The 12,726-nt window shown below is 68.8% G+C and carries 14 protein-coding genes and 1 tRNA gene; 4 read left to right on the top strand and 11 right to left on the bottom strand.

From position 1 onward, the window contains the following. Positions 1 to 101 precede the first annotated feature (101 nt). The 7 genes from RIF65_RS06200 to dusB form a co-directional block, all read right to left on the bottom strand. Entirely contained in the window at positions 102 to 869 is a 768-nt protein-coding gene (locus tag RIF65_RS06200) for a hypothetical protein (protein WP_309066443.1), read from the bottom strand. Between the two features lie 19 nt (positions 870 to 888). Then, positions 889 to 1,455: a hypothetical protein gene (locus RIF65_RS06195; protein WP_309066442.1), complete on the bottom strand. Its 567-nt coding sequence runs from the start codon at positions 1,453 to 1,455 to the stop codon at positions 889 to 891. Between the two features lie 334 nt (positions 1,456 to 1,789). Beyond that, positions 1,790 to 1,865: transfer RNA gene (locus RIF65_RS06190), tRNA-Asn, on the bottom strand. An 86-nt stretch (positions 1,866 to 1,951) separates the two neighbouring features. After that, positions 1,952 to 2,719 (bottom strand): ATP-binding cassette domain-containing protein, encoded by a 768-nt coding sequence (locus RIF65_RS06185; protein WP_309066441.1) that lies wholly within the window; start codon positions 2,717 to 2,719, stop codon positions 1,952 to 1,954. Between the two features lie 34 nt (positions 2,720 to 2,753). Further along, positions 2,754 to 4,619, bottom strand: coding sequence for a DNA primase (gene dnaG / locus RIF65_RS06180; RefSeq protein WP_309066440.1), 1,866 nt, complete (start codon positions 4,617 to 4,619; stop codon positions 2,754 to 2,756). Continuing rightward, positions 4,619 to 5,995, bottom strand: a complete 1,377-nt coding sequence (locus RIF65_RS06175) for a deoxyguanosinetriphosphate triphosphohydrolase (protein WP_309066439.1) — start codon at positions 5,993 to 5,995, stop codon at positions 4,619 to 4,621. Before RIF65_RS06175 ends, dnaG begins: the two co-directional genes overlap by 1 nt. Next, complete coding sequence (dusB, locus tag RIF65_RS06170; protein ID WP_309066438.1) at positions 5,985 to 7,151, bottom strand: tRNA dihydrouridine synthase DusB; 1,167 nt, start codon at positions 7,149 to 7,151, stop codon at positions 5,985 to 5,987. The genes RIF65_RS06175 and dusB overlap by 11 nt, the downstream gene beginning before the upstream one ends. Positions 7,152 to 7,210: 59 nt before the next feature. On the opposite strand from dusB, the gene RIF65_RS06165 reads away from it, so the two are divergent. Continuing rightward, a complete protein-coding gene (locus RIF65_RS06165) occupies positions 7,211 to 7,714 on the top strand; it encodes a glutathione peroxidase (RefSeq protein WP_309066437.1) in 504 nt (167 codons plus the stop codon). 31 nt (positions 7,715 to 7,745) lie between these two features. On the opposite strand, the gene RIF65_RS06160 is transcribed toward RIF65_RS06165, so the two are convergent. Next, a complete protein-coding gene (locus RIF65_RS06160; RefSeq protein WP_309066436.1) occupies positions 7,746 to 8,429 on the bottom strand; it encodes a DsbA family oxidoreductase in 684 nt (227 codons plus the stop codon). A gap of 53 nt (positions 8,430 to 8,482) precedes the next feature. Here RIF65_RS06160 and RIF65_RS06155 point away from each other — a divergent pair, with 53 nt between their 5' ends. Next, on the top strand, positions 8,483 to 9,046 hold the full coding sequence (locus tag RIF65_RS06155) for an AAA family ATPase (RefSeq protein ID WP_309066435.1): 564 nt from the start codon (positions 8,483 to 8,485) through the stop codon (positions 9,044 to 9,046). On the opposite strand, the gene RIF65_RS06150 is transcribed toward RIF65_RS06155, so the two are convergent. Beyond that, positions 9,039 to 9,836: an isoprenyl transferase gene (locus RIF65_RS06150; protein ID WP_309066434.1), complete on the bottom strand. Its 798-nt coding sequence runs from the start codon at positions 9,834 to 9,836 to the stop codon at positions 9,039 to 9,041. The two genes, RIF65_RS06155 and RIF65_RS06150, sit on opposite strands and share 8 nt — an antisense overlap. Further along, on the bottom strand, positions 9,833 to 10,561 hold the full coding sequence (gene recO, locus RIF65_RS06145; RefSeq protein ID WP_309066433.1) for a DNA repair protein RecO: 729 nt from the start codon (positions 10,559 to 10,561) through the stop codon (positions 9,833 to 9,835). The genes RIF65_RS06150 and recO overlap by 4 nt, the downstream gene beginning before the upstream one ends. 36 nt (positions 10,562 to 10,597) lie before the next feature. Here recO and RIF65_RS06140 point away from each other — a divergent pair, with 36 nt between their 5' ends. Then, entirely contained in the window at positions 10,598 to 11,293 is a 696-nt protein-coding gene (locus RIF65_RS06140; RefSeq protein ID WP_309066432.1) for a trimeric intracellular cation channel family protein, read from the top strand. Between the two features lie 151 nt (positions 11,294 to 11,444). Here the strand turns inward: RIF65_RS06140 and RIF65_RS06135 are convergent, their stop codons facing one another. Next, complete coding sequence (locus RIF65_RS06135) at positions 11,445 to 12,194, bottom strand: TetR/AcrR family transcriptional regulator (RefSeq protein ID WP_309066431.1); 750 nt, start codon at positions 12,192 to 12,194, stop codon at positions 11,445 to 11,447. Positions 12,195 to 12,260: 66 nt separating this feature from the next. Here RIF65_RS06135 and RIF65_RS06130 point away from each other — a divergent pair, with 66 nt between their 5' ends. Continuing rightward, the gene (locus tag RIF65_RS06130) at positions 12,261 to 12,641 is read left to right on the top strand and encodes a VOC family protein (RefSeq protein WP_309066430.1); all 381 of its coding nucleotides are present in this window, start codon (positions 12,261 to 12,263) and stop codon (positions 12,639 to 12,641) included. The last annotated feature ends 85 nt before the right edge of the window (positions 12,642 to 12,726 follow it).

The following is a 12,726-nucleotide window of genomic DNA, read 5'->3' as shown; positions in this document are numbered from 1 at the left end:
TAACTCCTCGACCCGGAAGATGATGTGCCCCACAGGCTTTGCGGTCGTGAGCAGTAGACTCAGATTGACGCAGTAAGCCGCAGAGCAACCCGCACATGTCCCTAGTCGGTCCGCACCCATGAGCCATTCTCCGTGGAGATGTGCAGCACGGTCTCCGGCTCCTTGGCGGCTGCCACGATCGCCGAGATCGTCGTGAGACCACCCAGGTACTCTTCCTCTTCAACGTCAAGTCCCGGGAGCGAAAGCGATCCGTCTTCACGAACCACTCCGATTAGGGCGCCGTTGCGGGCGACAGGGTAAGCGTGCGGAGGTTCGAGGCGCCCGGGCTCCTCAAGGACCGCGAAGATGCGCTGTCCCTGGAAGCCCTTGCGAATCACCTCGGGATCCGTCGTTCCGTCCAGCCATAGTGCCACTTCGATCTCCGACGGCAACTCCCCCTCAGGGTCGAAGTCGTTCAGTACCTCAACGGTGAGAACAACAACGCGCCAGTTCGCGTCTGGATCATCAAAAGCGAGTTCTTCGCGCTTGATGGTGTCATCACCGCTGACGCTGTCGTGATAGCTCGAGCCAGGCCGCACATCGTGGACTCTCCCTTCCACCGTCGCCGCGAAGATCCGCACGCCGGGCTTGCCGTCCCAGGAGACCTTGAAGTTGGGAAGCGTCTCCCGGAGAGTGTGATCCACCCACTGAGCGTCGCCAACACCGCCCTGGGCGGACAGAGCATCCTGAAGACGCTGGACGTCTTCCGCCGACGCCATAGCTGGGGCCGTGAGCACATCGCTCGTACGCACAGCATCCACGACCGCGGCCCCAACGAGCAGACCAGCGACGGCTATGGCCGAGGCCAGGATCACGCGTGTCTTTCGCATCGCACTTCCCTCTCGACTCTCAGTACGCAGCATTCAAGTGAGACCAGTCATGGCCGTCGTAGTACCGAGACGGTTTCGGGTAACCAACCTGCATGGATGTCGAACCTGATGAACGATGAGCAAGCCCGAGCGTGTGTCCCGACTCATGGGAGGCGAGAGCTTGTAGAAAGTCGGCTGGCTTGCTCGAGGTCCAAGGCTCGTGCAGATATATCTGGTGCTGCTCACATGATGCCCCGGATAAACTCACACACGTCGCCAGACCGACTATGCCCGACGTGTTGGTCGACGAGTACCAGCTCAGCCCGCAGTAAGTCGCGAAGTTGCCATCGAAGACCACCACGTCGGTCTGCGCGTTGTGTGCGTCGTTGTAAGTGTTCACATCGGTTGGGTCGATTACGTTCACGCGGGCCCAGTTCATTGCCGCCGTATTCGCTGAGTTGAGCGAGGAGTAGTAGTAGCCATGCGCAGCGCTGTCAGCCTTGTTGAGCTGATGACATCCGACGTAAGATGTCGCGCCCGACCAGTTCGTGGCCTCGGCCGACGCTCCTCCCAGGAGGGCTCCTGCGAGTGCAGCGCCGATGAACACTGCTACTAGGGTAGCCACGTGGCCATCGCGGGATATCGCACGTTTCACGTCCAGGCACCCCGGATCCTCGACACTGAGTGATTGCCGCAAGTATGGACCTGAGTAGCGAAGAAGGCAAGCCCCTCACCATGCCAGCCTTCAGTTCGTTCCGAACGGATTGATCAGGGGCTCGGCACGACGGCTCCCCTCTGTCGGCACCGCGCTCATATAGAGGTGACCGCCACTAGATGTGACCGCCACAACGACGGCGCGAGCGCGGCTTCTGGACGACGACGAGTTCTAGGGAGCCTCGAAGAGGACTTGCTGGAGTCCGATCGAACTATCGCGCTTCGTCTGGCTCCCCCGGTTGGACTCGAACCAACAACCTATCGGTTAACAGCCGATTGCTCTGCCAATTGAGCTACAGGGGAATGCACCCGCTGGGCGGGCAACTCGTCAAGCTTAGCAAACTCCGCGGCCCTCCCAGAAACCGACGCAGCCACCCGGGCGTGGCGTCTCAGCGGCGGGAATCCGCCTCGGCGTTGGGCGCCCAGATGAGGTTCTTCCCGACGCCACGGGCGACGACGTGCCCGGACCGGAGCATCAGCGCCTCGGCATCCAACTCGCGGATGAAGGCGGCGTCGTTGGTCACCAGCAGCGCAGCCATCCCCTGCTCCGTCCGCCGGCGCGTGATGGCGTCGAAGACGACCGGGCGCACCTCCAGGTCGAGGTTCGCGAGCGGCTCGTCGGCGATGAGCACGCGGGGCTCCAGCATGAACGCGCGCGCGATGGCGACCCGCTGCCGCATGCCGGCGCTGAGCTCGTACGGGAACTTCGACGCGGCGCCGAGCGGCAGATGCAGCTCGTCGAGCAACGACGCGACGCGGATGGCGAGCGCCTTGGCGTTGACCTTTCTCTCGCGCATGGTGACCGGTTCCGAGATCACCTCGCCGACGGTCAGCCGCGGTGGCAGCGCCGCGCCGGCTCCCTGAGCCACGTATCCGGTGAGGGCGGTCAGCAGGCGCCGCTTGCGGCCCGGCTTGCGCACGTTCACCCCGCACACCACGGCTCCGCCCCCGGCGATCCTCACCGACGCGTCGCCCATGCCCGCGAGCGCGGTCACCAGCGTGGACTTGCCGGACCCGGTCGGGCCGGCGACGCACAGCAGCTGCCCCGGCGGGATGCTGAACGTGACGCCGTCGACGGCGCGGGTGGTTCCGCCGTGCCCGATCCGGTCGATGACCAGATCCGAGCATTCGATCGCGTTCACACTGGGCACGGGCATGAGTCCATCCTGCCCGCCCAGCGACCCCGGCGTCTCACGACTCGACGAATCGAAGGCGCTCGATGTCGAGATCCCGCAATCGCATCCGCAGCGCCCGCCCTCCGTCCGATTCGGCGGGCACCCGCTGCACGGCGCCGAGCAGCTCGTTCTTCTCGCGTTCGATGCTGCGCAGGATCAGGCGCCGGCAGAGATCGGCCGCCGAGGCCACGGCGCCCTCCTCATCGCGCGCGGGGAACGGCATCATGAGCAGCTCCCCCGCCAGAGACCGGAACGGCTCGCGGACGGCATCCGCTGCGTCGGTCGCCCACCCGACGCGAGTGCGGTCGGCGACGGATGCCACCGACTCGCGAACCGCTTCGAGCGCAGGATGCCGGAACGGCTCCGCCAACGCCCGCGACAGCAGCGCTGCGTCCACGCGATGGCCGTACTGCAGCATCCCCATCAGCGCATCGCGCTCGAGAGCGACCTCGGCGGTCCTCGGCAGGTCGGCGAGCCGGACCCGGGTGGGAGCCTCCGGCTCACCCGCTCCCGGTGCGGACGGCGCGGGAGTCGCATGCGCCCGGTGCGGCTGCGGGGCGCCCCCGCGTGGAGCGCGCTGCACCTGCTGATGCACGGCGGTCGGGTCCATGCCGAGGCGCCGCGCGAGCACGCGCTCGTACCCGGGGCGCAGCAGCTCATCGCGGATCTCCGCCACGATCGGGGCGGCGGCGCGCAGCGCGCCGACCTGACCCTCCACGGTCGACAGGTCGTACCCGGCGAGTTTGCGGTCGATGGCGAACTCGAACATGGGCACCTTGGCGTCCATGAGGCCGCGCACCGCGGCATCCCCACGCTGCAGCCGCAGGTCGCAGGGGTCGAGCCCCTCCGGTGCGACCGCGACGAAGGTCTGAGCGGTGAACCGGGAGTCCTCGCTGAAGGCGCGCAGCGCCGCCTTCTGCCCCGCTTCGTCGCCGTCGAACGTGAAGACCACCTCTCCGGCGGCGGAGTCGTCTCCCATCACGCGACGCAGCACCTTGATGTGCTCGGCGCCGAACGCGGTGCCGCAGGTCGCGATCGCGGTGGTCACACCGGCGAGGTGGCAGGCCATGACGTCGGTGTACCCCTCGACCACCACCACGCGGCGGGGGTCGCCCCTGGCGATGTCGCGCTTGGCGAGGTCGAGACCGTACAGCACCTGCGCCTTCTTGTAGATCGGAGTCTCCGGCGTATTCAGGTACTTCGGTCCCTGGTCGTCGTCGTAGAGCCGCCGCGCGCCGAACCCGATGGTCTGCCCCGTCACGTCACGGATCGGCCACACCACCCGGCCGCGGAACCGGTCGTACACGCCGCGCTGCCCGGTGGAGACCAGCCCTGCCGCGCTCAGCTCGTCGCGGCTGAACCCTTGCGCGGTCAGCGCCTTCAGCATCCCGTCCCAGCCGCGCGGCGCGTAGCCGACGCCGAAGTGCGCGGCGGCCCCCGCGTCGAATCCGCGCTCGCCCAGGAAGCGGCGCGCACTTTCGGCCTCGGGGCTGAGCAGTTGCGCGCGGAAGAAGTCCCCCGCGGCGCTGTTCGCGGCGTACAGCCGGCTGCGCCCGCTCGTCTCCGGGGCGGCGCCGCCGTCCTCGTAGTGCAGCGCGTAGCCGATCCGGCCGGCGAGACGTTCAACGGCCTCGGTGAAGCTGACGTGGTCGATCTCCCGCAGGAACGAGTACACGTCGCCCGAGGCGCCGCACCCGAAGCAGTGGTAGTACCCGACCTGCGGGCGCACGTGGAAGCTCGGGCTCTTCTCGTCATGGAACGGGCAGAGGCCCTTCAGCGACCCGACTCCGGCGGACTTCAGCGCCACCCGCTCGCCGACGATGTCGGCGATGTTGGTGCGGGTCTTGACCTCTTCGACGTCGGCCTGGCGGATGCGGGGCATCAGAGCGCCCCTTCGGCGACCGTCTGCCTCTCGGCTCGCCTCCGTACCACCGGGCGCGCGTGCCGCGGGCTCCAGATGCCGACCTCGGCGGGGTCGATCTCGCCGACGAGGCGGTTGTGCCAGTCCACCGCGGTCTGGTCGGTGAGACTGGCCACCTGATCCACGACGACGCGCGCGCGTTCGGCATCCGTCGTCGAGGCGACGAAGTCGGCGGCGAACGCGGGCTCCAGCACGTCGGCCCCCGCCGACCACAGCGCGTCGGTCGACCACAGCGCATCGGCGAGCCGCTTGAGCACCCGGCGCTGCTCCTTGTAGACGCCCTTGCGCGCGTCGATCGTGACGATCGCCTGGCCCATGATCCCCTTCAGCACGGCGATCTCCGCCTCCACCACCCGTGGCACCACGACGTGGCCGCTGTAGCGCGCGAGCGACGGCCCAGGGTAAGCGGCACGCGTCGCCGACACCGCGGCGCGTGCAAAACGCCCGATCAGGTCGCTGGTGAGGTTCTTCAGCCTGGCCAGGTCGCGGCGGGAGCGGTCGAACGACTTGAGCCACATCGGCTGGCAGGTGAGGCGGTACAGCGCGTCGGCCAGCTCGTCGCGGGTGAAGTCGTAGCCCACCCACTGCTGGATGCGGCCGACCAGGGCGTCGTGCTCGGCGGGGTCCGACAGCTGCTCGACGTGCAGGTAGCCGTTGACGATGGCGTCCTCGAAATCATGCACGGAGTAGCCGATGTCGTCGGACAGGTCCATGATCTCGGCCTCGATGCAGCGCAGCCGGCCCGGGGCCTCCGCGCGCATCCAGCGGAACACCGCCTCGTCCTCGGGGTACACGCCGAACTTCAGCCGCCCACCGGGGTCGGGCAGTGGGCTGTCCACCGTCCACGGATACTTGCAGGTCGCGTCAAGACTGGCTCGCGTGAGGTTCAGGCCGACCGAGTCGCCGGCGTCGTCGAGCACTTTGGCCTCGAGTCGGGTGAGGATGCGCAGCGACTGCGCGTTGCCCTCGAAGCCGCCGATGTGCTCCGCCCACTCGTTGAGGGCCCGCTCGCCGTTGTGCCCGAACGGCGGATGCCCGAGGTCGTGGCTCAGACATGCGGTGTCGACCACGTCGGCCGAGACTCCCAGCGCCGTGGCGAGTTCGCGGCCAACCTGCGCCACTTCGAGGGAGTGGGTGAGCCGGTTGCGGGCGAAGTCGGCGGTGCTGGCGGGGCTCAGGACCTGGGTCTTCGCCGCCAATCGGCGCAGCGCCGCCGAGTGCAGCACCCGTGCGCGGTCGCGGGCGAAATCGTCGCGCTCGGAGCGATGGGTCTCGCCGTAGAAGCGCTCCGCGTCGTGGGCGTCGTAGCCGGGTGCCGACGAACGATCAGCCGCCACTGTTCTCGATCTCCGCCCCGCGCATCATGCTGCCGGTGTCTTCGCCGATCTCCCGCGAGTCGAGCCAGCCTTCCGGCAACGCGGTGCGCTTGGGTGAGCCGGCGCGTCCGCGCTGTCCCTCCGCGCCCGCGCCGGGGTACGGCGCGTCCTCCAGGTCGCCGAGCAGGTCGTCGATTTCCTGCAGGGTCGAGACCCGAGCGAGAGCGGCGCGCAGTTCGCCGCCGACCGGGTATCCCTTGAAGTACCAGGCGACGTGCTTGCGGATGTCCTTGCATCCGCGGTCCTCGTCCTCGAAGAACTCCACGAGCAGCTGCGCGTGGCGACGGAACGCCGCGGCGACGAAGCGCAGGGTGGCGTCCACCTGGGGCTGGGCGGCGGCCACCTCCTCGGGGCCGAGAGCCGCCGCGAGTTCACCGAACAGCCACGGTCGACCGAGGCATCCTCGGCCGACGACGACGCCGTCGCAGCCGGTCTCCGTCATCATCCGTACCGCGTCGTCGGCCGACCAGATGTCGCCGTTGCCGAGCACCGGGATGCTGGTGACAGCTTCCTTCAGCTCGCCGATGGCGCTCCAGTCGGCGTGACCGGAGTAGTACTCCGACGCGGTGCGGGCGTGCAGGGCGACGGCCGCGGCCCCGGCATCCTCCGCCGCCCGGCCGGCGTCGAGGAAGGTGAGGTGGTTGCGGTCGATGCCCTTGCGCATCTTGACAGTGAGCGGGACGTCACCGGCGGCCTTGACGGCGCGGGTGACGATGTCGGCGAACAGCGTCGTCTTCCAGGGCAGCGCCGCGCCGCCGCCCTTGCGGGTGACCTTGGGAACCGGGCAGCCGAAGTTCAGATCGATGTGGTCGGCGCGGTCCTCGGCGACGATGATGCGCACCGCCTCGGCGATGGTCGCCGGATCGACGCCGTAAAGCTGGATCGAGCGCGGCGTCTCGCTCTCATGATGCTGGATCAGACGCATCGTGATCGCGTTGCGCTCCACCAGGGCCCGCGACGTGATCATTTCGCTGACGTACAGCCCGGCGCCGTACTCGCGGCACAGCCGGCGGAACGCGGTGTTCGTGATCCCCGCCATCGGGGCCAGGACGACGGGCACGTCGAGATCGATCGGGCCGATGCGCAGAGCGGGGGCGGGGGCGGTGGCGATGGTCATGTCCTCTCCATTGTCCCAGACCGGGCGCCCACCCGGTGGCACCGACTTAAGCTGTGGATATGACCGATCTCGCAGTGCGCTCCATCCCGTTCGCCGACGCCGAAGGACACGAGAAGACGCTCGACGATCTGGGCGCCGAGGTCGTGCTCGTCGTCAACGTCGCCTCGAAGTGCGGACTCACCCCGCAGTATGCGCAGCTCGAGGAGCTGCAGCGCACCTACGGCGATCGCGGCTTCACGGTGGTCGGCTTCCCGTGCAACCAGTTCTTTGGTCAGGAGCCGGGTTCGATGGACGAGATCCTCGAGTTCTGCTCGACCACGTACGGCGTCAGCTTCCCCATCGCCGACAAGGTGAAGGTGAACGGGCGCAACGCCCACGCGCTGTACAAGGCGCTCACGCAGACACCGGATGCCGCCGGCAAGGCCGGGCGGGTGGAATGGAACTTCGAGAAGTTCCTCGTCGGCGCGGACGGCTCCGTGCGCCGGTTCCGTCCGAAGCAGAAGCCGGACGACCCCGAGATCGTCGCCGCCGTCGAGAGCGCGCTGGGCGTCGGCGCTCGCTGAGCCGTCCTGCGTCGGGCCGGCCAGGTCGCGGTCAGCGAGCTGGTTCGGCGACCACGGCTGCGCGCTTGGCCCACAGATCGCGCAGCACGTTCTCGAACGCCGCCGGTGGCTGGGCGCCCGAGATGCCGTACTGTCCGTCGATGACGAAGAACGGCACACCGTTGATGCCGTAGGCGCGTGCCTGCGCCTGGTCGGCGCGCACGTCGGCCAGGTACCGATTCGACTCCAGTGCCTCGCGGGCCTCGGTTGCGTCCAGCCCGACCTCCTCGGCGAGAGCGACCAGGTCGTCCACACGACCCACGTGCCGTCCCTCGGTGAAGTACGCCGACATCAGGCGTTCCTCCATCTCGTGCTGGCGCCCCTTGGCCTTGGCGAAATGCAGCAGCTCGTGCGCCTTGACGGTGTTGGTGTGCTGGAGCAGGTCGAAGCGGTAGTGCAGACCGGCATCCGCCGCGACGTTCGTCACGTGCTCCAGCATCCCCTTCACCTGTTCGCGGGGCATGCCCTTGTGCCCGGCGAGGAAGTCCACCTCGTCGCCGTCGAAGTCGGCGGGGGTGTCTGGTGAGAGCTCGAACGAGTGGAAGGTGATGGTCACCTGCGGCGCATCCTCGTCACCCGCCGTCGCGGCGAGCCCCTTCTCGAGGTTGCGCTTGTCGATGTAGCACCACGGGCAGGCGATGTCGGACCAGATGTCGATCGAGATGGGTTCAGTCACGCTTGGGCTCAACCCCGCGCGGACCGGAAGTATTCCGTTGGTAGCATCTTCGGATGCTGTCCGCCGACGATCCCCTGCCGTTCCGGCCCCAGCGGGTGCTGATCGCCGGGGTCACCGGGTCGGGCAAGACCACGCTGGCGCGCCGGCTGGCAGGGATCTGGGGTCTCGAATGCCACGAGATGGACGCCCTGCACCACGGACCGGACTGGACGCCGCGGCCGGAGTTCCTCGACGACGTGCGCGCCTTCGCCGTCACCGAACGCTGGGTGACCGAATGGCAGTACACCAGCAAGGGCACAGACGACATCCTCGCCCCGCGCGCACAGCTCGCCGTCTGGCTGGACTACCCCTGGCCGGTGGTGCGGGCGCGTCTGCTGCGGCGGACCCTCGGACGCAGCATCCTGCGCACTGAGATGTACAACGGCAACGTCGAGAAGCCGCTCTGGCGGCTGCTGACGACGCGCGATCCGCACGAGAACATCCTCGCGTGGCAGACCCGCACCCGTCATCACTGGGCCGAGCGGATGCCCATTGCGCAGCAGACGTTCCCCCATCTCGTCGTGGTCCGCCTGCGCCAGCCGCGCGAGACCGAGCGGTGGCTGCGCGCGCTCACCTGACGGGCGCGTCCACCGCCCCGCCGAAGCGGCGGTCGCGCGACAGGTAGATCTCGATCGCGCGCCAGAGCTCCTCGCGGGAGAAGTCCGGCCACAGCGTGTCGAGGAACACCATCTCCGCGTACGCCGACTGCCAGAGCAGGAAGTTGGAGGTGCGCTGCTCCCCCGAGCTGCGCAGGAACAGGTCGACGTCCGGCATGTCCGGCACGTACAGGTGCCGCCGGATCATCTTCTCGCTGATCGCGTTCGGCTTGACGCGCCCGGCAACGACATCCGCGGCGATCGCGCGCATCGCGTCGACCAGCTCGACCCGTCCGCCGTAGTTCACGCACATCGTCAGCGTCAGCACGTCGTTGCCGCGGGTGAGCTGCTCCGCGTACTGCAGCTCCTTGATGACCGAGCCCCACAGTCGCGGCTTGCGTCCGGCCCAGCGCACCCGCACGCCCCACTCGTTGAGCTGATCACGCCGGCGGTGCAGGACGTCGCGGTTGTAGCCCATCAGGAAGCGCACCTCCTCGGGAGAGCGCGCCCAGTTCTCGGTGGAGAACGCGTACACCGAGAGGTGCCTGATCCCGGCCTGGATCGCACCCGCGACGACGTCGAGCAGCACCTCCTCGCCGGCCTTGTGGCCCTCGATCCTGTTCAGTCCGCGGCGATTGGCCCATCGGCCGTTGCCGTCCATGACGATCGCGACGTGGTTGGGCACCGCCCGGAACGCCGGCGGATGCACGCCGGTCCAGTCCAGGGGGCGGTACGGCACAGCGTCCTTGTGCGTGTACGGTTTCGGGCTCACCGAGTTCCTTCCACGTGGGCGAGCGAGCGGATGCCGCGCTCGAGATGCCACTGCGCGTACGCCGCGATCGTTCCTGACGCGGCGGCCGTGTCGGTATGCGGCGCTCCGTCGACCGTCGCCCAGTCGCCGCCCATCAGCGCGCGCAGCAGCGCCAGAGCGGATGCCGAGATGCGGGGGCTCCCGGCCGGCGCGCACCGCGCGCACACCAGACCGCCCATCTGTGCGACGAACGACGCGTGCGGTCCTGGTGCGCCGCAGCGCGCGCACGCCTCGAGCGCCGGCGCCCATCCGGAGAGCGCCATGACGCGCAGCAGATAGGAGTCCAGGATGCTGCGCGACGCATGCTCGCCCCTGGAGAGCGAGCGCAGTCCGCCGATGAGCAGAAGGTACTGCTCCTGCGTCGCCTCCGCCTCGTTGAGCCGGTCGGCCGTCTCGACCATCGCGCTCGCCGCGGTGAACCGGTCGTAGTCGACCGCGATCTCAGCACCGTAGGCGCCGAGGGATTCCGCCTGCTGCACGATGTCGAGCGAGCGGCCCTGGTACAGCTGCACGTCCGCGACCATGAACGGCTCCAGCCGAGAGCCGAACTTCGACGAGGTGCGCCGAACCCCCTTCGCGACCGCACGGATCTTGCCGTGGCGTCGCGAGAGCATCGTGACGATGCGGTCGGCCTCACCGAGCTTATGGGTGCGCAGGATCACCGCTTCGTCTCGGTAGGTGGGCATTCAACGATTATCCTCCGTGCACGCGAGAATGGACGCGTGCCCGAACCGCTCTTCACCATTCCGCTCTGGGCCGACCTGCTCGGCGTCGGGCTCGGCGGCATCCAGGGTGCGATGTTCGCGTCCGGGTTCCAGGGGCAGCGCCGCCTCGACTGGCTGGGCGTCGCCATCATCGGCGTCATGATCGGCATGGGCGGAGGCCTCATCCGCGACCTGCTGCTCGGCCAGCCGCCGGCCACGCTGCAGAGCAACTGGTACCTGCTCGCGGCCGGCGGCGCCGCCCTGCTCGGGATGCTGCTGGCGGGTGTCTTCCAGCGCGTGAACACCGTCATCGTCGTGCTCGACGCTGTCGTGATCGGCATGTTCGGGGCGTTCGGCACCAGCAAGGCGCTCGGGCTCGGCATCCCTCCCATCCCCGCCGTCTTCATCGGCGTGTGCGCGGCGGTGGGCGGGAGCGTGCTGCGCGACGTCCTCGTGGGGCTGCCGGTGGCGATCATGCATGTCGGCTCCCTGTACGCCGTCGCCGCCGGCGCCGGGTGCGCGTTCATCGTCGTCGCCCACGAGTTGGGCATGGGCATCACTCTCGCCGCGGTCATCGGCATCGCCGTCACGGCGGTGATCCGCGTGCTCTCCGTCGTGTTCGACGTGTCACTGCCCGAGCAGCGCCGCCTCTACCGGCGCAAGGTCGCCGCCGAGACGTCCGCTATCCGCCTCCCTCCCCCCGCCGACACCTGACCCGCCTGCCCTTGCGTCTCGTCCTGCCCCGCCCCGCCCCGTCCCCTCTCCTCCCCTCTCCTCCCCTCCCGTTTGGGGCGGATTCTCGATTTCGGGGCGGCTCGGAACCGCCCCGAGCGGGAGAATCCGCCCCAAACCCGAGAGCGTGGTGTCAGGCGGAGGCGACCCCGGGCGTCGGGGCGGGGTCGATGAGCGGCGCCAGCCCATCGATGAGCCGTTCCAGCCCGAACCGCCATGCCGCATCAGCGTCGGCAGGTGCCCCCATCGCCGCGCCCGCCGCGCCGCCGACCCGCTGAGCGAGCGGGAAGTCCTCCCCCAGATACGTCGCGAGGCGTCCGGCGGCGTGCTCCCAGATCTCGGCGAACTCCCCCGCGGCGTTCTTCTCCGCCATGCGCCGAGCGGCTGCCCGCGTGAAGTCGAGCACGAGTGTCAGTGCGGCGTCGCGGTCCACGTCCCCCAGGGCCGTGCCATCGAAGACCCGCAGCTCTCTGTCGTACTTCGCGATGGTCCCTGGCCCCAGCGCCGTGCGCGGGTCCGTGACATCCAGCATCCAGGCATGCTTGCCGAGCAGCGCGAGGTTGTCGTCGGCGACTCGGCGCAGACGGACCCGCCAGCCGGCCGCGCCGAAGGCCGTGGCCGGCATGGCAGCATGAACGTGATCCGCCATCAGCACCAGCAGGTCGTCGCGGCTGTCGACGTGGGTGTAGATCGACATCGGCGTCATGCCCAGCGCCTCTGCCAGAGCTCTCACCGAGACGGCGCCCAGGCCCCCGGCATCCGCCAGCGCGATCGCGCGCGCGACCAGGTCACCGACCCCGACGCGTGCACGCGGCCCGCGCCGTCCACCGGTCGCCGCGTGCGGACTGTCCCTCCAGAGCAGATCGAGAAGATCTCGCGCCATGGGAATATCCTCTCACCTCACCGAGTTACCCTGTACGCCGTACGTTGTTTATCGACAGGAGTCCTCGTGAACATCACCCAGACCGCCGTCTCCCTCAACGTGCCGGACGTCACCGCGTCCGCACAGTTCGCCACCACCCACTTCGGCTATCAGGAGGCGATGTCGGCGGACGGATTCGTCTCGCTGAAGCATCCGTCATCGAGCACCAACCTGATCTTCCTCGCCACGGGACTTGAGACGTTCAAGCCCCGTGAGATCGCCGGCTCGGCAGGTCAGGGGCTGCTGCTCGTGTTCGTCGTCGAGGATCTCGACGAGGAGTTCGGACGCATCGCCGCCACCGGGGCGCGCGTCATCACCCCGCCGGAGACGGAGCCGTGGGGCGAGCGCTACTGCCAGTTCGCCGACCCCAACGGCCTCGTCTGGCAACTGGTCCAGTGGGTCTCCTGACCCCTCTGAGAAACGGTTTGGGGCGGATTCTCGAGTTTGGGGCGGCACCCGACCGCCCCGAACGAGAGAATCCGCCCCAAACCCG

It is taken from the genome of Microbacterium sp., assembly GCF_031180975.1.
In the GTDB taxonomy this organism is placed as follows: Bacteria; Actinomycetota; Actinomycetes; order Actinomycetales; family Microbacteriaceae; genus Microbacterium.
The sequence above is the reverse complement of the archived record's forward strand: the minus strand, read 5'-3'. Positions and strand labels throughout refer to the sequence as shown.

Bases quoted from the DNA above. Each gene is read 5' to 3' on its own strand.
- RIF65_RS06200 (WP_309066443.1), bottom strand. From the start codon at position 869: ATGCGAAAGACACGCGTGATCCTGGCCTCGGCCATAGCCGTCGCTGGT.
- RIF65_RS06185 (WP_309066441.1), bottom strand. From the start codon at position 2,719: ATGCCCGTGCCCAGTGTGAACGCGATCGAATGCTCGGATCTGGTCATC.
- dnaG (WP_309066440.1), bottom strand. From the start codon at position 4,619: ATGCCCCGCATCCGCCAGGCCGACGTCGAAGAGGTCAAGACCCGCACC.
- dusB (WP_309066438.1), bottom strand. From the start codon at position 7,151: ATGACCATCGCCACCGCCCCCGCCCCCGCTCTGCGCATCGGCCCGATC.
- RIF65_RS06165 (WP_309066437.1), top strand. From the start codon at position 7,211: ATGACCGATCTCGCAGTGCGCTCCATCCCGTTCGCCGACGCCGAAGGA.
- RIF65_RS06155 (WP_309066435.1), top strand. From the start codon at position 8,483: ATGCTGTCCGCCGACGATCCCCTGCCGTTCCGGCCCCAGCGGGTGCTG.
- recO (WP_309066433.1), bottom strand. From the start codon at position 10,561: ATGCCCACCTACCGAGACGAAGCGGTGATCCTGCGCACCCATAAGCTC.
- RIF65_RS06135 (WP_309066431.1), bottom strand. From the start codon at position 12,194: ATGGCGCGAGATCTTCTCGATCTGCTCTGGAGGGACAGTCCGCACGCG.